Annotated in this window: 21 protein-coding genes; 15 read left to right on the plus strand and 6 right to left on the minus strand. The window is 74.5% G+C overall.

Annotated elements, in window-relative coordinates:
• The first annotated feature begins 3 nt into the window (after positions 1-3).
• Together AB0B41_RS07080 and AB0B41_RS07085 are read left to right on the plus strand one after the other, a co-directional pair.
• Complete coding sequence (locus AB0B41_RS07080; RefSeq protein WP_358199918.1) at positions 4-1,362, plus strand: HAMP domain-containing sensor histidine kinase; 1,359 nt, start codon at positions 4-6, stop codon at positions 1,360-1,362.
• Positions 1,363-1,387: 25 nt separating this feature from the next.
• Entirely contained in the window at positions 1,388-2,236 is an 849-nt protein-coding gene (locus tag AB0B41_RS07085; RefSeq protein ID WP_358199920.1) for an NUDIX domain-containing protein, read from the plus strand.
• A gap of 19 nt (positions 2,237-2,255) precedes the next feature.
• On the opposite strand, the gene AB0B41_RS07090 is transcribed toward AB0B41_RS07085, so the two are convergent.
• Genes AB0B41_RS07090 through AB0B41_RS07100 form a run of 3 tightly spaced genes read right to left on the minus strand, consistent with a single transcriptional unit; the run spans position 2,256 to position 4,259 of the window.
• The gene (locus AB0B41_RS07090) at positions 2,256-2,720 is read right to left on the minus strand and encodes a nitroreductase/quinone reductase family protein (RefSeq protein WP_358199922.1); all 465 of its coding nucleotides are present in this window, start codon (positions 2,718-2,720) and stop codon (positions 2,256-2,258) included.
• A 34-nt stretch (positions 2,721-2,754) separates the two neighbouring features.
• A complete protein-coding gene (locus tag AB0B41_RS07095; protein ID WP_358199925.1) occupies positions 2,755-3,651 on the minus strand; it encodes a phosphotransferase in 897 nt (298 codons plus the stop codon).
• Positions 3,648-4,259: a TetR/AcrR family transcriptional regulator gene (locus tag AB0B41_RS07100; RefSeq protein ID WP_358199927.1), complete on the minus strand. Its 612-nt coding sequence runs from the start codon at positions 4,257-4,259 to the stop codon at positions 3,648-3,650. Before AB0B41_RS07100 ends, AB0B41_RS07095 begins: the two co-directional genes overlap by 4 nt.
• A gap of 90 nt (positions 4,260-4,349) precedes the next feature.
• Between AB0B41_RS07100 and AB0B41_RS07105 the strand changes: the two genes are divergently transcribed.
• Positions 4,350-5,300, plus strand: a complete 951-nt coding sequence (locus tag AB0B41_RS07105; protein WP_358199929.1) for a hypothetical protein — start codon at positions 4,350-4,352, stop codon at positions 5,298-5,300.
• Positions 5,301-5,484: 184 nt separating this feature from the next.
• On the opposite strand, the gene AB0B41_RS07110 is transcribed toward AB0B41_RS07105, so the two are convergent.
• A complete protein-coding gene (locus AB0B41_RS07110; RefSeq protein WP_358199931.1) occupies positions 5,485-5,634 on the minus strand; it encodes a hypothetical protein in 150 nt (49 codons plus the stop codon).
• Between the two features lie 129 nt (positions 5,635-5,763).
• Here AB0B41_RS07110 and typA point away from each other — a divergent pair, with 129 nt between their 5' ends.
• The 10 genes from typA to AB0B41_RS07160 all read left to right on the plus strand — a co-directional run bounded on the left by typA (position 5,764) and on the right by AB0B41_RS07160 (position 17,976).
• Positions 5,764-7,644, plus strand: a complete 1,881-nt coding sequence (typA, locus tag AB0B41_RS07115; protein WP_358200001.1) for a translational GTPase TypA — start codon at positions 5,764-5,766, stop codon at positions 7,642-7,644.
• Positions 7,645-7,747: 103 nt separating this feature from the next.
• The gene (locus AB0B41_RS07120) at positions 7,748-9,586 is read left to right on the plus strand and encodes an ABC transporter substrate-binding protein (RefSeq protein ID WP_358199934.1); all 1,839 of its coding nucleotides are present in this window, start codon (positions 7,748-7,750) and stop codon (positions 9,584-9,586) included.
• 240 nt (positions 9,587-9,826) lie between these two features.
• Positions 9,827-11,563 (plus strand): ABC transporter family substrate-binding protein, encoded by a 1,737-nt coding sequence (locus tag AB0B41_RS07125; protein WP_358199936.1) that lies wholly within the window; start codon positions 9,827-9,829, stop codon positions 11,561-11,563.
• A gap of 156 nt (positions 11,564-11,719) precedes the next feature.
• Positions 11,720-12,700, plus strand: coding sequence for an ABC transporter permease (locus tag AB0B41_RS07130; RefSeq protein WP_358199938.1), 981 nt, complete (start codon positions 11,720-11,722; stop codon positions 12,698-12,700).
• Positions 12,693-13,610 (plus strand): ABC transporter permease, encoded by a 918-nt coding sequence (locus AB0B41_RS07135; protein WP_358199940.1) that lies wholly within the window; start codon positions 12,693-12,695, stop codon positions 13,608-13,610. Before AB0B41_RS07130 ends, AB0B41_RS07135 begins: the two co-directional genes overlap by 8 nt.
• A gap of 47 nt (positions 13,611-13,657) precedes the next feature.
• Complete coding sequence (locus tag AB0B41_RS07140) at positions 13,658-14,770, plus strand: ABC transporter ATP-binding protein (protein WP_358200004.1); 1,113 nt, start codon at positions 13,658-13,660, stop codon at positions 14,768-14,770.
• Positions 14,767-15,798 (plus strand): oligopeptide/dipeptide ABC transporter ATP-binding protein, encoded by a 1,032-nt coding sequence (locus tag AB0B41_RS07145; protein WP_358199942.1) that lies wholly within the window; start codon positions 14,767-14,769, stop codon positions 15,796-15,798. Before AB0B41_RS07140 ends, AB0B41_RS07145 begins: the two co-directional genes overlap by 4 nt.
• 17 nt (positions 15,799-15,815) lie before the next feature.
• On the plus strand, positions 15,816-16,721 hold the full coding sequence (mshB, locus tag AB0B41_RS07150) for an N-acetyl-1-D-myo-inositol-2-amino-2-deoxy-alpha-D-glucopyranoside deacetylase (RefSeq protein ID WP_358199944.1): 906 nt from the start codon (positions 15,816-15,818) through the stop codon (positions 16,719-16,721).
• Complete coding sequence (locus AB0B41_RS07155) at positions 16,721-17,119, plus strand: hypothetical protein (protein ID WP_358199946.1); 399 nt, start codon at positions 16,721-16,723, stop codon at positions 17,117-17,119. The genes mshB and AB0B41_RS07155 overlap by 1 nt, the downstream gene beginning before the upstream one ends.
• Positions 17,116-17,976: a hypothetical protein gene (locus tag AB0B41_RS07160; RefSeq protein WP_358199949.1), complete on the plus strand. Its 861-nt coding sequence runs from the start codon at positions 17,116-17,118 to the stop codon at positions 17,974-17,976. The genes AB0B41_RS07155 and AB0B41_RS07160 overlap by 4 nt, the downstream gene beginning before the upstream one ends.
• On the opposite strand, the gene AB0B41_RS07165 is transcribed toward AB0B41_RS07160, so the two are convergent.
• Complete coding sequence (locus AB0B41_RS07165; protein WP_358199951.1) at positions 17,888-18,898, minus strand: GNAT family N-acetyltransferase; 1,011 nt, start codon at positions 18,896-18,898, stop codon at positions 17,888-17,890. The genes AB0B41_RS07160 and AB0B41_RS07165 overlap by 89 nt on opposite strands.
• A 101-nt stretch (positions 18,899-18,999) precedes the next feature.
• On the opposite strand from AB0B41_RS07165, the gene fdxA reads away from it, so the two are divergent.
• Together fdxA and dapC are read left to right on the plus strand one after the other, a co-directional pair.
• The gene (fdxA, locus tag AB0B41_RS07170) at positions 19,000-19,326 is read left to right on the plus strand and encodes a ferredoxin (RefSeq protein WP_345380965.1); all 327 of its coding nucleotides are present in this window, start codon (positions 19,000-19,002) and stop codon (positions 19,324-19,326) included.
• Positions 19,323-20,441, plus strand: a complete 1,119-nt coding sequence (gene dapC, locus AB0B41_RS07175; protein WP_358199953.1) for a succinyldiaminopimelate transaminase — start codon at positions 19,323-19,325, stop codon at positions 20,439-20,441. Before fdxA ends, dapC begins: the two co-directional genes overlap by 4 nt.
• 49 nt (positions 20,442-20,490) lie before the next feature.
• Here the strand turns inward: dapC and AB0B41_RS07180 are convergent, their stop codons facing one another.
• Entirely contained in the window at positions 20,491-21,426 is a 936-nt protein-coding gene (locus tag AB0B41_RS07180) for a CHAD domain-containing protein (RefSeq protein WP_358199955.1), read from the minus strand.
• Positions 21,427-21,482 lie beyond the last annotated feature (56 nt).

A 21,482-nucleotide genomic window follows, 5' to 3' on the forward strand; every position in this document is an offset into this window, starting at 1 on the left:
GGCGTGTTGCGGCGCCGGTTCGCCCGCGGCCTGGCGCGCTCGCGGGTCCTGCGGGTCCGGGGCTGGTGGCGGCGCCGCACGCTGCGCTTCCGGATCACCACCGTGGTCGGCGCGGTGGCGCTCGTCGCGCTGCTGGCGTTGAGCCGGCTCGGCGTGAACCTGCTGTACACCACGTTGATCGCGGCGGCGGACAACGAGCTCCACACGCAGGCCGGGGTGGTCGTCTCACGGCTGGAGGAGGGCGGGGCCGCCGACGACCGGGCCACGCCGCCGTCGATCCGCATCACCGACACCGCAGGCACGCCCGTCGACGGCCGCGGGCCGCTCCCGATGACCGCACGCGACGTCCGCGACCTCGCGGCCGGGCGGGCCGAGAACGTGTTCCTCGACGGCACCGCCACCCGCTGGGTCGCCGACCCGGCGATCCTCCCCGACGGGAGCACCCGGCTGGTGTTCGCCTCGGGAGACCTCGTCGGCGGGGCGACGCTGCTCGCGCGGGCCGCCGTCGGGTTCGTGGTGGCGGGGCTGTTGGCCGCGGCGGTCGTGGCGCTGGCGGCCTGGGTGGCGACGCGGGCCGCGCTGCGGCCCGTCGACCGGATGCGGGCGGCGGCGGCCGCGCTCCCACCCGGGCGGCGGCTCCCGGTCCCCGCGGCGCACGACGAGCTGCGCGCCCTCGCCGAGGAGCTGAACTCCCTGCTCGCCCGCCGCGACGACGCCGTCACCCGCCTCGAGCGGTTCACCGGCGACGCCGCCCACGAGCTGCGGTCCCCGGTCGCCGCGATCCGCGCGCAGGCCGAGGTGGCGGTGGCGCACCCGGATCCGGCGCTGTCCGAGGAGACGCTGCGCGAGGTCGCCGTCGAGGCCCAACGACTGTCCGGCCTGCTGGCCGACCTGATGGCCCTCGCCCGCGCCGACGCCGGCCAGCGGCCCGACCCCGAACCCGTCGACCTCGTCGAGGCGGCTCGCGCAGCGATCGACCGGGTCACCACCGGCCCGGCGCCGGAGCTGCTCGCACCGGGCGTCGCGCTGGCCGCGGCCGGGCAGGCGGAGGTCGCGCTGGTGCTCGACAACCTGCTCGGCAACGCCTCCCGCTACGCCGCGACCCGCGTCCGGATCGAGGTGCTGCCGGCCGGGCGGGTGACCCGGCTCGTGGTCTCCGACGACGGCCCGGGCATCCCCGAGGCGGACCGGGTGCGGGTGTTCGACCGGTTCACCCGGCTGTCCCCGGAGGCCGGCGGCGGGCACGCGGGGCTGGGGTTGGCGCTGGTCGCGGCCCTGGTGCGCGGGCGGGGCGGGGAGGTGTCCGCCGGCGGGTCCGCGTGGGGCGGGGCGCGGCTGGAGGTGCGCTGGCCCGCGCCCTGATCAGCGGTCTGCGACGATCGCGGGCGTGCCCGTGCAGAGCTGCTCGACCCTGATCGCGGCACCCCGCCGGCTGGTGGCCGGCGTGGTGCGGGACGGCGAGGCGGCCGACGAGTCGCTGCGCGAGGCCGGGCACCGGTACTCCGCCGCCGTCCGGCTGCTGGTCCCCGGCGACGAGGTGCTGCTCGACGCCCGGCTCGCCCCCGGCCTCCGGCTGCCGTACCGCTCGCGGGTCCGGTCCGTGGGCGTCGACGGGATGGTGTCCGAGCTGGCCGGTGGCCTGGCGAAGGGCCTGGTGCACACCACGACCCTGGCCGACGCGCCCGGCGGGACGGTCATGCGGGACGAGATCCGCTGGCGGTCGCCGTTCGGCGCGATCGGCCGGGTCGGCGACGCGATCCTGGTCCGGCGGCTGATGCGGGACATGCTGGGCTGCCGGTCGGCGGTGTACCGGCGGCGCGCCGAGGAGCTGACCGGGGCACCCGCCGTCGTCGGGGCGGCGATCGTGCGCGACGGGGCGGTGCTCGCGGCTCAGCGGTCGCGGCCCACCGACCTCCGGGGCCGGTGGGAGCTGCCCGGCGGGCGCGCCGAGCCGGGCGAGTCGGAGCCGGCGGCACTGGCCCGCGAGTGCGCCGAGGAGCTCGCCGCGCAGGTCGACGTGGGGGAGCGGGTGGGCACGGACCTGCCCGTCACGACGCCGGGTGGGGCCCTGGTGCTGCGGATGTACGCCGCGGCGCTGCGCCCGGACTCCCCGGAACCCAAGGCGCTCGAGCACCTCGCGGTGCGCTGGCTGACGGAACGGGAGCTGCCGACCGTCGCCTGGGTCGACGCGGACCGCGCGGTCGTCGGAGACCTGGAGGCACTCCTCCGCCCCTGAAGCGTGCGGCGTCGGCCCGTCAGCCGGCATCCCTCGGGACGACGCGAAAGACCGGGAACCGTGGTGCCACCCGCGCGAACTCCCGAAGCGGCGCGTCCTTGTCGACCGGGATGTGCGTCCTCGCGTTCGGTGCGCGCCCGACATAGGCCTTCAGGACGGGCGCGCGCTGCTCCGGAGCGACCTCGTCGAGGTGCACCTCCTCCCGTCGTCCGTGGCGGAGGACGGCCTCGCCCTCCGCCGCCCGCACGTTGCGCACCCAGTTCACGCGATCGCCGAGCATGGACACCAGGTAGCGCTCGCCGTGCACCTCGGCCACGACCAGCGGCAGGCCGACGGTGCGGCCGGACCTGCGGCCCCGCACCTCCAGCGCGACGAGGTGGTCGGGCCCTGCGCCCCGCGCGAACAACGCGGCCGTGAGCCGGTCGGCGCCGCGCGCCAGGCGGTTCGGACGTCCGCCGCGGTACAGCCATCGCCTCACGGTCACGGTTCGGCTCCCTCCGAACGCGGCTCGGGGCGGGTCAGAACAGCCACGGCAACGCCTCCAGGCTCTTCGTCGCGTAGCGCTCGTGGCCCGGGTGCAGGCCGTGGGCGAGATCCTCGAGCAGGGTGCAGCGGGCGTAGAAGAGCGCCCGTGCGCGCAGCGCGTCCCCTCCGTCCCCGCCATCCGCGCCGTACGCGGTGAGCGCGCTGTCGAGCGCGGCGGGCCCGAGGTCGCGCAGGATTCGGCCGAGGTCGACCGCCGGATCGGCGATCGCAGCGTCGCTCCAGTCGATGATCCCGGTGACCCGGCCGTCGCCGACGAGCACGTGCTCCACGCCCAGGTCGTTGTGGGTGAAGAACCGGCGAGGAGGGACGGGCGCAGGAGGCCCGGACAGGAACCGCTCCACGCCCTCCTGGAAATCACGGGGAACCTCGCTGCGGACGGTCCGGTAGGTCTCGGCCGCCTCGTCCTGCCATTCCTCGGGCGCGACATCGTCGACGTCCACCTCCACGCCCAGCCGGTCGAGCGGCACGGCGTGGAGGGCGGCAAGCACGGCGCCGAGCGTCGCCCCGACTCCGGGCGCCACCGCGCCGCGTTCCGCCCCGGAGCGGCCGAGCAACGGGGCACCGGCCAGCCTGCCGAGGACCAGGCACCCCTCCTCCGGCAGGACGAGCCGCACCCGCGGAACGGGCACGGGGCAGACCGCCGCGACCCGTCGCAACAGCTCGGCCTCCCGCAGCACCGCGGCCGCCGTCGCCTCCCGATCGGGCTCCCGGCGATATCGGACGACGAGGGTGCCGTCGACGTCGTAGGCGTCGTGGTCGAGGCCCGAGCCGAGCGGGGTCACCGCATCCGCCCGCAGCCCCGGCAGGTGCCGGGCGAGCAGTGCGGCGACCTCGGCCGGCCGGCGTGGAACGTCGTGCGCCGCGCTCACGGCCGGTCCCCGGCGGACCGGCCCGGGGACCGCAGGTGCGGCCCCACTGCCCGCCATGCCCCCTCGGCCAGGGCGTCCGAGACGGGCACCAGCGAGGACCCGGTGGAGGCGAGCCATCCGCGGGCGTACTCGTGCACCGGCCCGATCCACAGCGCGACGACCACGGTCAGCTCCGGCGCGCCGGACCACCCGTGGCCGCGCAACCAGTCGTCGATCTCCTCGGCGAAGCTCCGCTCGGCGTTCAGTGCCGCGTCGTCGAGCATCGTCTGCAGCACGTCCGGCGGCGAGTGGAGGAACAGCCGGGCCAGCTGCGGGTTGTCCTCGATCCACCGCAGGTGCCGCACCACGACCCGGCGCACCGCGTCCTCCGCGTCCTCCGCGTCTCCCGCCGCGCGCAGCGCCTGCAACAGGACCGCCTGGTGATCGGCGAGCCCGGCCGCCACGACCGCCGCCGCGAGAGCGGCACGGGTCGGGAAGTGGTGGAACAACGACCCGTTGCTGACCCCCGCGCGCTCGCGCACCACCTGCATCGACGTCGCCTCCCAGCCGCGCTCCTCCACGCTGGCCAACGCCGCGTCGACGATCACGGACCGACCGTCCCGCTTCATGGAGCAGCACTCTAGAGTATCACTCCATCGACGGCAAGGTCGTTCGTCCGCGAGGGAACCGGGGCGGCGGTGGGTCCGTCGAAATCGGGCATGGAGCCGATCACGCACCCCAGTCCCGCAGCCCAGCCCGCCGCTCACGGCGCCGCTCCCACCGCCGGCCCGCCCGCCCTCGCCGCCCTCCTCCGCCGCCAGGCGGGGGTGATCGGGCGGGCGCAGGCGCGGGCCGCCGGCCTGTCCTCCGACGCGATCGACCGCAGGCTCGCCGGCCGGCTCTGGGTACCGCTGCACCCGCGCGTCTACCTCGACCGCACCCACCGGCCGACCGACGAGGTGCGGGTCCGGGCGGCCGTCCTCTGGGCCGGCGACGACGCGGTGCTCAGCGGGCTGGCCGCGGCCTGGTGGCACGGCGTGTCCCCGGCCCTCGCCGGCGACGTCACCGTGACCGTGCCGAGGCGCCGCTCGCCCCGGAACCGGCCGGGCGTCACCGTGCGCCGCCGTGACCTCGCCGACGACGACCGGACCAGCCGGTTCGGCGTCCCGGTCACCGCCCTGCCGCTCACCGTGCTGGAGGCGGCGGTCGAGCTGGGCGCGGCGGGGGGCCCGTTCCTCGACCGCGCGCTGCAGTCGCACGTGGGGTTCGCCGAGGTCGCGCGGGCGCACACGCGGAATCCCGGTGCGGCCGGAGCGACCGCCGCCCGCGCCGCGCTGGCCGCGACGGCGGAGCGGGCGGGACCCGCGGCCGTCCGGCTGCTGGTCTGCCGGCTGCGCGAGGCGCGGATGATCGGCTGGCGTACGGAGCACCCCGCGGCCGGGGTGGTGCTCCCGATCGCCTTCCCGCAGGCACGGGTGGCGGTGGAGGTGGAGGGCTGGGCGCGCCCGCTCGGGGCGGAGGCACGGCGGCGCACGCTCTGGCGGCGCGGGGTGCTGGCGCGCGCGGGCTGGACGGTGGTGACGTGCCGGTGGCACGAGCTCGCGACGCGGCCGGAGACCGTGCTGGGCGAGATCGGCCGCGCCGTGACGCCCGGCCGGAGGGCCGGATGACCTGCCGCGAGGCGGCCCGCGGCGGTCCGGATCACTCTGTGACCTTGGTCATCGCGTCCGGGTGCGACGGTGCAGCGAACGAACCGGCCGGTGGCGGCCGAGAAGGGAACGATTCAGAACGATCCACGCGGACCGCGGGCACCGTCCACGGAGGACGAGCGCGGGCCCGCGCAGGCCCGCGACCTCAGTAGATGCGTGCCGCCTTGACCGCGCGCGTGTACTCCTTGCCGCTCAGTCCCTGGGCGTCGATCTTCTTCAGCCGCAGGTGGACCACCGGGCAGCTCTTGCACCGCTTCGGCTTCGACCGGCAGCACTTCTTCTTCACCTTGGCCATCGTGAGGGAAGCCTAGGCTCACCGCTCGGGAAGGTCCAGACCTCGCCCGCGTTACCGTGAAGCGTGACCTCAGTCGTTTCCGCGCTCGCCGACGCCCCGCAGACCGCCGATCGCGGCCTGCCCGACGGCATGCGTGCGCTGCGCAACGTCGCGATCGTCGCGCACGTCGACCACGGCAAGACCACCCTGGTCGACGCGATGCTGCGCGCCTCGGGCGCCTTCGGCGAGCGGGCCGAGCCGGTGGACCGGGTCATGGACTCCGGGGACCTGGAGCGCGAGAAGGGCATCACCATTCTCGCCAAGAACACCACCGTGACCTGGCAGGGCGTCACGATCAACGTGATCGACACCCCGGGCCACGCGGACTTCGGCGGCGAGGTCGAGCGCGGGCTGTCGATGGTCGACGGCGTCGTCCTCCTCGTCGACGCCTCCGAGGGCCCGCTCCCGCAGACCCGCTTCGTGCTGCGCAAGACCCTCTCGGCCGGCCTGCCGGTCATGCTCGTGGTCAACAAGACCGACCGTGCGGACGCCCGCATCGAGGAGGTCGTCGACGAGTCGCTGGAGCTGCTGCTCGAGCTGGCGGACGAGCTGGGCCTCGACGAGGACCAGACCGCCCACCTGCTGGACCTCCCGGTCGTCTACGCCTCCGGCCGCGCGGGCCGCGCCTCCCGCAACCGCCCGGCCGACGGCGAGCTGCCGGACTCCGAGGACCTCCAGCCGCTGTTCGACGTGCTGTTCGACGTGGTCCCCGCGCCGACGGACGACCCGAGCGCCCCGCTGCAGGCCCACGTCACCAACCTCGACGCGACCTCCTTCCTGGGCCGCATCGCGCTCTGCCGGGTCCGCGCGGGCGTGATCCGCCGCGGGCAGCAGGTCGGCTGGTGTCAGGCGGACGGCAGCGTCACCCGCGTGAAGATCACCGAGCTGCTGCGCACCGAGGGCCTCACCCGCGTGCAGGCGGACGAGGCGGTCGCCGGCGACATCGTCGCGGTCGCGGGCATCCCGGACGTCATGATCGGCGACACGCTCGCGGACCCGGAGAACCCGGTGCCGCTCGAGCGCATCCACGTCGACGAGCCGGCGATCTCGATGACCATCGGCATCAACACGTCCCCGCTGGTCGGCCGTGACCCGAAGCCGGGCCAGAAGCTCACCGCCCGCCAGGTCAAGAGCCGGCTGGACTCCGAGCTGGTCGGCAACGTGTCGCTGCGCGTGCTGCCCACCGAGCGCCCGGACACCTGGGAGGTCCAGGGCCGTGGCGAGCTCGCGCTGGCGATCCTGGTGGAGACGATGCGCCGCGAGGGCTTCGAGCTGACGGTGGGCAAGCCGGAGGTCGTCACCAGGACGATCGACGGCACGCTGCACGAGCCGTTCGAGCGCCTCTCCATCGACGTCCCGAGCGACTCGCTCGGTGCCGTCACCCAGCTGCTCGCCGCCCGCAAGGGCGAGATGCAGCAGATGGTGCACGGCGAGAACCGGGTCCGGCTGGACTTCCGGGTGCCGTCGCGCGGCCTGATCGGCTTCCGCACCGAGTTCCTCACCATCACCCGCGGCGCGGGCATCGCCAGCCACGTGTTCGACGGCTACGGCCCCTGGGTCGGCGAGATCTCCAGCCGGCTGCGCGGCTCGCTGATCGCCGACCGCTCGGGCCCCGTCACCGGGTACGCGGTCGACGCGCTGTCCGACCGCGGCGTGCTGTTCGTCGGCCCGGGCACCCAGGTCTACGACGGCATGGTCATCGGCGAGTACACCCGCAACGAGGACCTCGAGGTCAACATCGTGCGGGAGAAGAAGCTCACCAACATGCGCAAGTCGACCGGCGACGAGCTGGTGAAGCTCACGCCGCCGACGATCCTCACGCTGGAGCAGAGCCTGGAGTTCTGCGCCAACGACGAGTGCGTCGAGGTCACGCCGGAGAACGTCCGGATCCGCAAGGTCGAGCTGGACTCGCACCTGCGCGGCCGGCAGCGCGCCCGGGCGAAGGCCGCCGCGGCCGGCGTCTCGCGCTGACCCCGCGCCCCGGCCGGTCCGGGCCCCACACCCGGCCGCCACGTCGCCGGTGCGACGATGGCGGGCAGGCGGGCCGCCCGGCCCGCCGGGCGGGGGAGGGCACGTGACCGGCTGGGCGCGCAGGACGCTGCTCGTCGTCGGCGCCTGCCTGCTCACCCTGCTGGCGGCGTGCACGAACGCCCCGGTGGAGCAGCCCGTGCCGCCGCAGCCTGCGCCGCCGCCCACGACCGCCCGGGCGACCGAGGTCGTCGTCGGCGTGGACGACCTCGGCGCCGGCTTCAACCCGCACCTGCTGGCCGACCGCTCGCCGGTCACGCAGGCGCTGGCCACCCTGGTGCTGCCGTCGGTGTTCCGGGCCGACGCCGAGGGCGCCCTGCAGCTCGACCGCACGGTCGCGACCAGCGCCGAGGTCACCTCGACGAGCCCGTTCACGGTGAGCTACGAGCTCAACGTGCAGGCCTCCTGGTCGTCGAACTCGCCGATCGCCGCCGAGGACTTCGTCTACCTCTGGCAGCAGATGCGCACCCAGCCCGGCACGGTCGACGCCGAGGGGTACCGGCACGTCACGGACGTCCGGTCGCGGGCCGGCGGCAAGGCCGTCGACGTCGTGTTCGACGAGCCGTACCCGCAGTGGCAGTACCTGTTCAGCGGGCTGCTGCCCGCGCAGATCCTCAAGGACGCCCCCGGCTCCTGGACCGGCGCGCTGCAGGGCGGGCTGCCGGCGTCGGGCGGGCCGTTCCGGGTCGCGGCGGTGGACCGGGCGCGCGGCGAGGTCACGCTCGTCCGCAACGACCTGTACTGGGCCACCCCGGCGACGCTCGACCAGGTCGTGCTCCGCCGGCTCGGTCCGCAGACCCTCGCCGAGGGCCTGCGGGTCGGCGACGTCGACGTCGCGATGCCCACCTCGGGCCCGGAGGTCACCGAGGCCCTCGCGTCGCTCGGCAGCGCGATCACCACGGCGCCCGCACCCCGGGCGACCGTCACCGACCTCGCGCTGCGGTCGGACTACGGGCCGCTGTCCGACGTCAGGGTGCGCCAGGCCGTCGGGGCCCTGCTGGACCGCGAGCGGATCCGGGCCGCCGTCGCGCCGGACGCGGTGCCCGCCGACGCGTTCGGGCTCGCCCCGTCGCAGCCCGGCTACGCCGCGACCGCCCCCGCGGGTGCCCCGGCCCGCCCGGACCCCGCCGCCGCCGAGCGGCTGCTCACCGAGGCGGGCTACACCCGGGGTTCCGACGGGGCCTGGACCCTCGGCAACACCCCGCTGAGCATCGTCGTGGCCGCCGGCGCCGAGCGCGGCACGGACGTCGACGTGGCCGAGGCGGTGGCCGACCAGCTGCGCGCGGCCGGGATCGAGGTCCAGGTCGTCGCGCCGCCCGCGGCGGACCTGTTCACCCAGCGGGCGGTGCTCGCCACCCCGCCCACCACGACCACGCCGCCGACCTCGCCGTCGTCGGTGAGCGGGACGGCCACCCCGACGCCGGGTGCGGCCCCGACCACGGGCCCGAGCGCGTCCGCCACCGCCCCGGCGACGACGTCGGCCCCGCCGAGCGGCACCGCCGCCCCCAACGCCACCGTGCGCGCGGACATCCTGGTGGAGCCGCGGGCGGTGGGCGGGCCGATCGGGCCGCAGCTGGCCTCGGACTACGGCTGCCCGGACCCGACGCCGTCGCTGCCCGCGCCGCCCGCCCTGCCCAACGGCTTCTGCTCGGCCGCGCTGCAGCCGGTCCTGGAGTCCCTCGCGGCCGCCGCGGTACCCGACCCGGGCCAGCTCGCGACGGCCGAGCGGGTGCTCTGGGCGCAGCTCCCGGCCCTGCCGCTCTTCCAGCAGGTGTCGCTCCTCGTGAGCACGACGCCCGGTGCCGCCGCGACCGGGTTCGGCGCCGGCCCGCTCGGGACGGGACCGCTCACGGGGGCGCAACGATGGAGCGCCCCGGTCAGCTGAGGGTTCCCTCAGCCGGGCGAAAGTTACTCCAGAGTAATCACGATGTGTCGCCCTGTCCACTTCACGTCACCCTTTGGTCACGATCGGCGACTTCGTTGGCGGGCGGACCTGTGAGGTTCCTAAGTTGCCCGAGGGATCGGGCGGGCCGCCCGGCACATGGACGGCCACGCGGCAAGGGTCGAAGTGCCCCGATCCGGGTGGCCCGACCGGGCCGGGACAGGCGAGAGATCGAGGAAGTCCATGAAGAGAACGAGGGCGGCCGCGGCCGCAGCGGTCGCCACGGCGGCGACCCTTGTCCTGGCGGCCTGCGGCGGCGGTGGTGGCGCCGGCGGCAGCTCGGGCGGGGTCTACGGGGACTGCAGCACCAACCCCAACACCTGCAACAGCGTCCCGGCGGACCAGCTGCAGCAGGGCGGGACGGTCACGCTGGCGTCCGAGAAGAACATCGACAACTGGAACGTCATCTCGTCCGAGGGCAACGTCGACTGGACCGGCATGTCGACCAAGCCCCTGCTGACGTACGCGTTCTACACGTCGCCCGATCTCAAGCCGACGCTGAACACGGACCTGCTGGACTCGGCCGACCTCACGAACCCGACGACGATCGTCTACAAGATCAAGCCGGCCGCCGTGTGGAACGACGGCACGCCCGTCACCGCCGACGACTTCGCCATGAGCTGGAAGTGGCAGAACGCCCGGGACTGCCCGGCGTGCGAGACCGCAGGCAACGGCGGCTACGACCAGATCACCGCGGTCACCGGCTCGGACAACGGCAAGACCGTCACGGTCGCGCTGTCGAAGCCGTACACGGACTGGCAGAGCCTCTTCAACTCGGCGGCCCCGCTGTACCCGGCCCACATCGGCGCGCAGCAGGGTGACCTGAACTCGCCGGACGGCCTCGCCGCGGCGTTCGACTACTTCGGCAAGACCCCGCCGAACTACTCGGCCGGCCCGTTCCAGGTCGAGAACTGGCAGGACAACGTCGCGCTGACGCTGGTCCCGAACCCGCAGTGGTACGGCGCGACCAAGCCGAAGCTGGACCGGCTGGTGATCCGCGTGATCACCGACGCCACCCAGGAGCCGCTGGCCCTGCAGAACAACGAGGTCCAGGCGCTGTTCCCGCAGCCGCAGGTCGACATCGTCAACCAGCTCAACAACATCCCGAACGTCTCGAACGCGCAGGCGGCCGGGCTGTCGTGGGAGCACTTCGACTTCAACCTGCAGAACCCGTTCCTCGCCGACAAGGCCCTGCGCCAGGCGCTCTACATCGCCGTGAACACGCAGGACGTCATCGCGAAGACGGTCGGCCAGTTCAACCCGGACATCAAGCCGCTGCAGAACAAGATGTTCGTGCCGCAGCAGGACGGCTACCAGGACAACCTGACGGCCACCGGGCAGGGCTCCGGCGACATCGAGCGGGCCAAGAAGGTCCTCACCGACGCCGGCTACACCGGCGTGGGCTCCGCGCTGGTCGCGCCCAACGGGCAGGCCGTGCCGACCCTGCGGATGCGCTACACCGTGGGCAACGCGGTCCGGCAGACCGAGTGCGAGCTGTTCCAGCAGTACGCGAAGCAGCTCGGCGTGAACGTCGAGATCTCGACGACGGACAGCCTGGGCACGACCACCAGCTCGGGTGACTACGACGTCATCGTGTTCGGCTGGATCATGTCGCCGGCGCCGTTCGGCGGCGCGCAGCAGCTGTGGCTGTCGAACTCCGGGTCGAACTACGGCAAGTACGTCAACCCGACCACGGACGCGCTGATCAACGAGGCCGCGGCGTCGACGGACATCAACGACGCCCGGGCCAAGCTGAACGAGGCCGACCGGATCATGGCCGAGGACGCCTACGTGCTGCCGCTGTACCAGAAGCCGACCCTGGCCGCGGTGCAGAACACACTGGGCAACGTGCGCAACAACGCGTCGCTCGACGGGATCACGTACAACACCTCCGAGTGGGGCATCCGCTCCGGCTCGTGACGTGAGAACCGGGGGCGGGCCCGGGGTGCGCGCCGACCACGTGTCGGCCGCCCGGCCCGGGCCCGTCCCCGGCGTTACCCTGCTCAGAAGGCGGCCCGCCCCGCCACGAGCGGAGCGGACCGTGCTCCCACCACGAGTCGGAAGAAGCACATCCGCATGCTCGCCTTCGCCGTGCGCAGGATCCTGTACTCGATACCGGTCCTGATCGTCGCGTCGTTCATCATCTTCGCGCTGGGCTCGGCGGCGGCCGACCCGCTCGCGCCGCTGCGGGAGAAGAACCCCCCGGCGCCCCCCAACGTCATCGAGGCCGAGCGGCTCCGGCTGCACCTCGACCAGCCGCTGATCGCGCGCTACTTCTCGTGGCTCGGGGGCCTGTTCCGAGGAGACTTCGGCCCGTCCGTCGTGTCCACGGCCAACATCGGCCACGACCTGGGCGACCGCTTCCTGGTCACCATCCGGCTGATCGCGCTGGCCATGGTGATCGCGCTGATCCTGGCTGTGGTGATCGGCGTCCTGACCGCCGTAAAGCAGTACTCGAAGTTCGACTACACGGCCACCTTCCTGGGCTTCCTGTTCCTGGCCATGCCGGCCTTCTGGCTGGCGATCCTGCTCAAGCAGGCCGGGGTCAGCTTCAACCTGGCCGTGGGCGGCCAGGCGATCTCCACGATCGGCCAGGCGTCGGTCCCGCCGCCACAGGGTTTCGGCCCGTACGTGCTCGACATCCTCGGCCACATGGTCCTGCCCACCATCTCGCTGGCCCTCATCTCGTACGCCGCGTGGAGCCGGTTCACCCGCGCCTCGATGCTCGAGGTGATGAACTCCGACTACGTGCGGCTCGCCCGCGCGAAGGGGCTCAGCCGGCGCACCGTCATGGTCAAGCACGCACTGCGCACCGCGCTCATCCCGCTGACCACGGTCACCGCCCTGGACATCGCCTCGATCATCGGCGGTGCCGTGGTGACCGAGACCGTCTTCCAGTGGAAGGGCATGGGCGACTACCTGGTCACCTCGATCCGCAGCAACGACGTCTACGCGACGGCGTCCTGGCTGCTGGTCGCCGCGACGGTGGTCATCGCCTTCAACCTGATCGCCGACCTGCTCTACGGCGTCCTCGACCCCAGGATCCGCTATGCCTGACACCACCACGACGACCGGCCCCGCCCCCGCGCCCACCGCGGAACGCGAGTTCACGGTCGAGGAGCGCAGCCAGGCGCAGCTGGTGTTCCGGCGCTTCCTACAGCACCGCGCGGCCGTCGTCAGCCTCTGCGTGTTCGTCGCGCTGATCCTGCTGGCCTACGTCGGCGGCTGGCTCTGGAAGTACGACGCCGGCCAGTACACCCCGGACAACTCCGTCCCGCCCTCGCTCGACCACCCGTTCGGCACCGACTCCGCGGGCCGCGACCAGTTCGCCCAGGTGCTGCGCGGCACGCGCATCTCGCTGCAGGTCTCGGTCAGCGTGGCGATCCTGGCCACGCTGGTCGGCACCCTGTGGGGCTCGGTGGCCGGGTACTTCGGCGGCAAGACCGACACGATCATGATGCGCATCTCCGACCTGGTGCTCACGCTGCCGCTGATCGCCGTCGCGGCGATGCTCGCGCACAACTTCGGCGGCACCTGGTACCTGATCGCGCTGGTCATCGCCGCGCTGTACTGGGCCTACGTCTCCCGCGTCGCGCGCGGTGTCGTGCTGTCGCTGCGGGAGAAGGAGTTCGTCGAGGCCGCGAAGGCCCTCGGCGCCAGCGACACGCGGATCATCCTGCGCCACCTCGTGCCCAACGCCCTGGGCTCCATCCTCGTCAACCTGACGATCCTGGTGGCGCTGGCGATCCTGCTCGAGACGTCGCTGTCCTACCTGGGCTTCGGCGTGACGCCGCCGGACACCTCGCTCGGCCTGCTCGTCAGCGAGGCGCAGACCGCGCTCACCACCCGCCCGTGGCTGTTCTACTTCCCGGGCCTGTTCATCATCATCATCGCGCTCACGATCAACTTCATCGGCGACGGCCTGCGTGACGCGTTCGACCCGCAGCAGACGAAGGTGCGCCAGTGAGCGAGCGTGCGAGTGAGACCTCCGGCGCCGTGACCGAGGAGATCGACCTGTCGCCCGCGCCGGGTGCGCGGGGTGCCAAGGGGGACGTCGTGCTCGAGGTGTCCGGCCTCGACGTGACCTTCCCCAGCGCGGACGGGCCCGTGCGGGCGGTCCGTGGCGTGGACTACCGGCTGCACCGCGGCGAGGTGCTCGGGATCGTCGGCGAGTCCGGCTCCGGCAAGTCCGTGACCTCGATGGCGGTGATGCGGCTGCTGCCGAACACCGCCCAGGTCAAGGGCTCGGTCCGGTTCGCCGGCAAGGACCTGCTCACGCTGTCCGAGGCGGAGATGACCCGGATCCGGGGCTCCCGGATCGCGATGATCTTCCAGGACCCGATGACCTCGCTCAACCCCGTCTACACGGTCGGGGCGCAGATCGCCGAGGCCGTCCGGGCGCACCACGACGTCTCGAAGCAGGCGGCCACGGACCGGGCGGTCGAGCTGCTCGACCGGGTGCGGATCCCCAACGCGAAGGACCGCGCGAACTCCTACCCGCACGAGCTCTCGGGCGGCATGCGCCAGCGCGTGGTCATCGCGATCGCCATGGCCAACGACCCGGACGTGATCATCGCCGACGAGCCGACGACCGCGCTCGACGTCACCGTGCAGGCCCAGATCCTCGAGGCCCTGGCCGCCGCGCAGGACGTGACCGGCGCGGCGATGGTGCTCATCACCCACGACCTGGGCGTCATCGCCGGCCAGGCGGACCGGGTGATGGTCATGTACGCCGGCAAGCCCGTCGAGGTCGGCACCGCGGAGGAGGTCTTCTACACCCCGCGCATGCCCTACACGCTCGGCCTGCTCGGCAGCCTGCCCCGGCTCGACCGGCCCAGCGAGCGGCTCACCCCGATCCCGGGGTCGCCGCCGTCGGTCGTCAACATGCCGCCCGGCTGCCCGTTCGGGCCGCGCTGCCCCAAGCACACCGAGCGGTGCGACGAGAGCGAGCCGGAGCTGCGCGCCACCACCGGCGCCGGCCACCTCGCCGCCTGCCACTACGCCGAGACGCTCGAGGGCCAGGAGGCGGCCGACGTGTTCGACAGCGAGGTCGCCGACCACGAGGCGCTGGCCGGGCTCGCCGCCGCGGCCGAGGGTGCCGGCACGGACGGGGAGGCCCGGGCATGACCACGGTCGAGCAGGGCACGCGGACGCTGCTCAGCGTCCGCAACATCGTCAAGCACTTCCCGATCCGCTCCAAGGGCCTGGTCCGCCGGCAGATCGGCGCGGTGCAGGCCGTCTCGGACGTCTCGTTCGACCTGGCCGAGGGGGAGACCCTCGGGCTGGTCGGCGAGTCCGGCTGCGGCAAGTCCACGACCGCGCGGGTGGTGCTCAACCTGCTGCCCGCGACCTCCGGCGAGGTGCTCTACAAGGGTCGGGACCTCACGAAGATCGGCCGCGGGGACATGCGCGCGCTGCGTCGCGAGCTCCAGATCGTGTTCCAGGACCCGTACGCCTCGCTGGACCCGCGGCTGCCGGTGAACGAGATCATCGCCGAGCCGCTGCGGATCCACGGGCTCTACCGGGAGGACGGCCGCGAGCAGGTCCGGCGGCTGATGCAGACCGTCGGGCTCAAGCCGGAGCACGGCAACCGGTACGCCCACGAGTTCTCCGGCGGGCAGCGGCAGCGCATCGGCATCGCCCGCGCGCTCGCCCTGCGCCCGAAGCTCCTGGTGCTCGACGAGCCGGTCTCGGCCCTCGACGTCTCCATCCAGGCGGGCGTGCTCAACCTGCTCGACGAGCTGCAGACCGAGCTGGGCCTGTCGTACCTGTTCGTGAGCCACGACCTGTCGGTGGTGCGGCACATCGCGGACCGGATCGCGGTCATGTACCTGGGCTCGATCGTCGAGACCGGGACGGCCGAGGAGCTGTTCGCGGGCCCGGCGCACCCGTACACGCAGGCGCTGATCTCGGCGATCCCGCTGCCCGACCCGCGCAAGGAGCGGGCCCGGGAGCGGATCACGGTCGTCGGGGACCTGCCGAGCCCGGCCAACCCGCCGTCCGGCTGCCGGTTCCGCACCCGGTGCCCGAAGTTCGCGAACGAGCTGTCCGACGCCGAGCGGACGCGCTGCGTGGAGGAGCCGCCGGCCCTGGTCGAGCGGGGGCAGGGGCACCCGGTGTCCTGCCACTACGCCGAGCGCAGGGCGCTGCTGTGAGGACGTAGGCTCCCGCAGTGTCGCCCGCGTTCCCCGCGTCCCCCGCGCTCCCCGCCCGCCGGGTCCTGTTCGTCCACGCGCACCCCGACGACGAGACCCTCACCACCGGCGGCGCCATCGCCCGGTACGCCGCCGACCCGGACACGGCCTGCGTGGTCGTGACGTGCTCGCTCGGCGAGGAGGGCGAGGTCATCCCGCCGGAGCTGCGCGAGCTCGCGCCGGACCGGGGCGACCAGCTCGGCGGGTACCGGGTGCACGAGCTGGCCGGCGCGCTCGCCGCGCTCGGCGGCCCGGAGCACCGGTTCCTGGGCGGGCTCGGGCGCTGGCGGGACAGCGGCATGGAGCACGGCGAGGGCACCCGCGCGGTCACCCCCGCCGTGCTGCACCCGCGGGCCCTCGCCGCGCCCGGGACGTTCGAGGAGCAGCTCGCGCAGCTGCTCGCCGTCGTCGACGAGCTGCGGCCGCAGGTCGTGGTCTCCTACGCCGACGACGGCGGCTACGGCCACCCGGACCACGTCCGCGCCCACACCCTCACGACCGCGGTCGCGGAGGCCCGCCCGGAGACCGTCGCACGGGTCTTCCATGCCGTCCGGTCCCGATCCGAGCTCGACGCCGGGCTGGCGTCGATCAAGGGCCTGCCCGGCATGCCCTTCCGGTTCCCCGAGCCGGACGAGCTGCCCAGCGCGCCCGACGCCGTCGTCACGACCCGGCTGGACGTGTCCGGCCACCGCGCGGCGCTCGTCGCGGCGATGCGCGCGCACGCCACGCAGATCGCGGTGTGGGAGAGCGACGGGCCGGAGGGCGCGGTCGCGTTCGCGATGAGCAACGACGTCGCCCAGCCGCTGATCGACGTCGAGGAGTACGCGCTGGCCTCGGGGGCGGGGCCGGCCCCCGCCGACGACCTGTTCGCGGGCCTCGACTGATGCGCTGGCTCACGCTCGCGGCGGTGCTGCTCGCCGCGGCCCTGCTCACGGCGCTCGAGCTGCTGCTCCAGCCGATGTACATCGGGCCGGTGCCGGTCCCGGTCGGCACGGTGCTGGTGCTGCTCACCATGCCCTGGCTGATCCACGCCGCCGCGGAGGTCTCGACCGCCACCGCCGTGGCGGCCTCGCCGCTCGCGGTCTGGGTCGTGGTCATCGGGGTGCTGGGGTTCGCCGGGCCCGGCGGGGACGTCGTGCTGCCGGCGACCTGGCAGTCCTTCCTGCTGCTGGTCGCGGGCCTGCTCGCCGGGCTGCTCCCGCTGCGCCGGGTCGTCGACTCCGCCGACGCCCGCCGCGCTGCCGAGCGCGGTGTCGACCCGCGGGGGATGATCCGGTCGTGAGCGACGGACCCATCCCCGACGCGGCGGTCGTCGGGCTGCTGCGGCCGTTCGTCCGGGCCACCCGGCCGATCCTCTCGGCGCTGCGCGAGTCCGATCCCTTCGGCCTGCGCGGCCGGGCGGGCGGTGCGGCCGGCGAGCGCTCCACCCGCGACAAGCTGCTCGACGCGCTCGCCGCGGCCCCGGTGCCCGGCACCGCGGCCTGGGCGCGGATGGACGTGGCCGCGCGGCAGCGCTGGTGGGTCTACCGGGTCGGGCGGTTCTCCACCGCCGTCGCCGCGATCCCCGGCCTGGGCGGCGCGCTCGCCCGCAGGCTGCCGATGGGCGCGGCCGTCGGCGCCGCGGCGCAGGGGATGCTGCTGGTCGCGGTGGCCGGCGAGCACGGCGTCATGGACGAGGACCACCTGGTCTCGCTGCTGGCCTGGGTGCTGTTCCGGCGCCGGCCCGAGCTGGGGAGCGGGCCGACGGCCGCCGAGGACGCCGCCGCCGACGCCCGTGCCGCCGAGATCGAGGGCGACCTGGACCTGGCCACGGGCAGCCGGCCCACCGCGGCGAAGATCGGGTCCGCGGTGTGGCGGCTCGGCCGGGCGCTGTACTCGGTCGAGGACGAGCTGGACAAGCGTCCGCACGGCCGCTTCTACCACGAGGCGCTCGGCATGCTGCCGGTCGTCGGGGTGCTGGGGAAGTACCTCGGCGAGTGGTCCGGGCTCAAGCGCGCGGCCCGCGAGGCCCAGCGCTGGCTCGCCGGCCGGGGGCTGGCGCGGGTCCAGCCTAGCCCGGGCCCAGGTAGTGGTAGCGGTGGTGCTCGGTGCAGCCCAGCCGCGCGTAGAGGGCGCGGGCGCCCTCGTTCTGCAGGTTGACCTGCAGCACCGCCCAGCGGGCGCCCTGCTCGAGGCCCCACGCGGCCGCGGCCGCCGTGAGCGCGGTGCCGAGCCCCTGCCGGCGCACCTCCGAGCGGGTGGCCAGGCGGGACAAGTGCAGGTGGTCCTCCACGACGGCGGCCCGCAGCGCCCCCGTCGGGGTCCCGTCCGCTCCGCGCGCCACGGCGAAGCCCGGGCGGGCCGCCGCCGTGAGGACGTGCCGCTCCGCCTCGCTCTCCGGGGCCCCGGTGATCGCCCACCAGGCGTCCGTCGCCGCCGGGGTGAGCTCGACCGCCGCGGTCGAGGGCAGGGCCGCCAGGTCCGTGAGATCCGCCACCAGGACCGCGACCTCCGGGCCGGCCTGGTGCCCGCCGTCGAGCACCCAGCCCTCCCGCTTCGCGGCCTCGGACCAGGGGGAGCCCATCGGGGTCTGCAGCCTCGTGGGGATGCCGTGCCGGGCCGCGAACGCCCGGACCCGGTCGAGCGCCGCGGCGATCGGCAGACCCGGGTCCGCGACGGCGAGCGCCGAGTTCGCCCGGCCGGTGAACCCGCCCGCCGCGCGCAGCCGCCAGCCGCCGAGCGGCTCGTCGACCACGGCCGGCCACGCGTCGGCACACAGGTTCTCCAGGCGGGACACCGCGCTCCACGAGGCCCGGCGCCCCGGCGCAGGCGGGACGACCCGCACCGCGACGACGGCCGCGCGCTCCACCCGCACCGGCCCCTTCCGGGTGTCGACGACGACCGTGCCGGCGCCGCCGTCGGACAACCGGCCGACGGCGTCGGTGTGGAGCGGGCGGCCCTCGCGTTCGCCGATCCGGTGCCGGAGCGCGACCCGTTCGCCCAGGGCGGCGTCGATCTTCGCGTCGATCAGCGCGGCGGGCCGGGCGTCCGGAGGCGTCCCGGTATGGTCGTGAGGAGCCATCGAGTGAGGCTTGCCTTCCCGTGTGTGAGTGGGTACCCGCGGGTTAACCTGCCATGGAGAACGCCCGCGCCAGAACAGCGCCCGCTTGTGGAGGACCTTCCGTGACGTACGTGATCGCCGAGCCCTGTGTGGACCTCAAGGACAAGGCGTGCATCGAGGAATGTCCCGTGGACTGCATCTACGAGGGCGCCCGCATGCTCTACATCCACCCCGACGAGTGCGTCGACTGCGGTGCCTGCGAGCCGGTCTGCCCGGTCGAGGCCATCTACTACGAGGACGACGTCCCGGACCAGTGGGGGCAGTACACCAAGGCCAACGCGGACTTCTTCGAGGAGCTGGGCTCGCCCGGCGGCGCCTCGAAGGTCGGGCTGACCGAGGCCGACCCGGAGCCGATCAAGAGCATGGCGCCGGTCGAGCACGACGAGTGAGCGAGCGGCAGCGAGCGAACCATCGGCGGGGCATCGCGCTCCCCGACTTCCCCTGGGACTCCCTCGCCGAGGTCAAGGCGCTCGCCTCCGGCCACCCCGGCGGCATCGTCGACCTCTCGGTCGGCACGCCGGTCGACCCGGTCCCGGCCGTCGTCCGTGCCGCGCTGACCGGCCCGGCCGCGGACGAGCCCGGCTACCCGACCACGTACGGGCCCGACTCGCTGCGCGAGGCGATCGCGGACTCGCTGATCCGCCGCTTCGGCGTCGCGGGTGCCGACCCGGCCGCGGTGCTGCCCACGATCGGTTCCAAGGAGCTGGTCGCCTGGCTGCCGACGCTGCTCGGCCTGGGCACGGGCGACGTCGTTGCGGTGCCGGAGCTGGCCTACCCGACCTACGAGGTGGGCGCGCTGCTCGCCGGCGCCTCCGTGGTCCGGCTGGCCGTGGGCGAGGCCCCGCCCGCAGGCACGAAGCTGGTCTGGCTGAACTCGCCGTCGAACCCCACGGGCCGGGTGCTCGACGCGGCCGCCCTGCGCGCCGCCGTCGAGGCCGCGCGGGCCGTCGGCGCGGTCGTGGCGTCGGACGAGTGCTACCTCGGGCTGTCCTTCGGCGCGCCGGTCGCCTCGGTGCTCTCGCCGGAGGTGAGCGAGGGCCGGCACGAGGGCCTGCTGGCCGTGCACTCGATGTCCAAGACGTCGAACCTGGCGGGGTACCGCGCGGCGTTCGTCGCGGGCGACGCGGCGCTGGTGAAGACGCTGCTGGAGATCCGCAAGCACGCCGGCATGATCGTGCCGTTCCCGGTCCAGGCCGCGCTCGCGGCGGCCGCGGCGGACGACGTGCACGTCGCCGAGCAGGTCAAGGTCTACGAGAAGCGGCGGACCCGGCTGCGGGGTGCCCTGGAGCGCGCCGGCTACCGGATCGACCACTCCGAGGCCGGGCTCTACCTGTGGACGACCGAGGACCGGCCCTGCCGGGACACCGTCCGCTCGCTCGCCGAGCGGGGGATCCTCGTGGCGCCCGGCGAGTTCTACGGGCCCGCGGGTGCCCGGCACGTCCGGATCGCCCTCACGGCCACGGACGAGCGGATCGACGAGGCGGTGCGGCGGCTGGAGGGCTGAGCGCCCTCCCGCCGCCCCGCTCGTCCCGGATCTCGGCGGGGCCGGCGGCTCAGATCTCGGCGGCGCGGGCCGCGACGTGCTCCCACGCCGCCCACCACTCGCCGCGCTTCTCGGTCGCCCGGGCCCGCTCGCGCTCCACGAGCCGGCCCGCCACGAACACGACGTGCGCGTCGGGGTACTCGCCGAGGCCGTCGAGCAGGCCGCGGATCCGCTCCTCGGCCACGCAGGCGTCCTGGTGGTCGCCGAGCACCTCCTGGAGCCCCGCGGTGGCCTTGAGCAGCCGCTTCACCCGCGCGCCGAGCATCGGCTCGACCAGCTCGCCGGTGTAGCGCACGCGCTTCCCGAGGATCCGCAGGTCGTGCAGGGTCTGGTCCGGCGGGTCGTCGCCGGCGCGGCGCACGGCCTTGCGCAGCCGCCGCACCTCCGTGCGCACCAGGTCGATCAGCTCGGGCTGTACCTGGGTGGCCGACGGCGTGGGCAGCGGCAACCGGATCGCGTCGGCCAGCCGCTCGAGCAGGGCCCGGTAGCGTCCGGACTCCAGTGCGGCCAGCATCGCCGCACGGGCGGCCTCGCGCTCCGCGTCGAGGGAGGCGACGAGCTGCGCGCCGGCCGCCCGCTCCCGCTCGGGCAGGGTCGCGATCTCGCCGCGCAGGCGCAGCAGCAGGACGTCCAGGTCGCGGACCGGCCCGAGGGCGCGGCCGAGCCAGCCCAGCTCGGCCCGAAGCCCGTCCGCCCAGGTGCGGTCGAGCAGCGGGCGGGCCGCCTTGAGCGCCGCGCGCATCCGCCGCACCGCGACCCGCATCTGGTGCAGGTCCTCGATGTCGCTGCCGTCCCGGGTGCCCGGGTCGTGCGCGAGCAGGGCCCGCAGCCGCAGGTCGAGGGCGGCGCGGACGTGGTGCACCGGCGAGTCCGCCGGCGCGGCCGTCAGCGGGGCCGGCAGGTCGGCGTTGGTGAGGGCGACCGGGGCCGTGCTGGGAGCGGACACGAGCGGGCACCGTAGCCGACGGAGATGAACGCGCCGGCCCCGGTGCCCGCCGGCCG

This window comes from Pseudonocardia sp. NPDC049154, assembly GCF_040648315.1.
In the GTDB taxonomy this organism is placed as follows: Bacteria; Actinomycetota; Actinomycetes; order Mycobacteriales; family Pseudonocardiaceae; genus Pseudonocardia.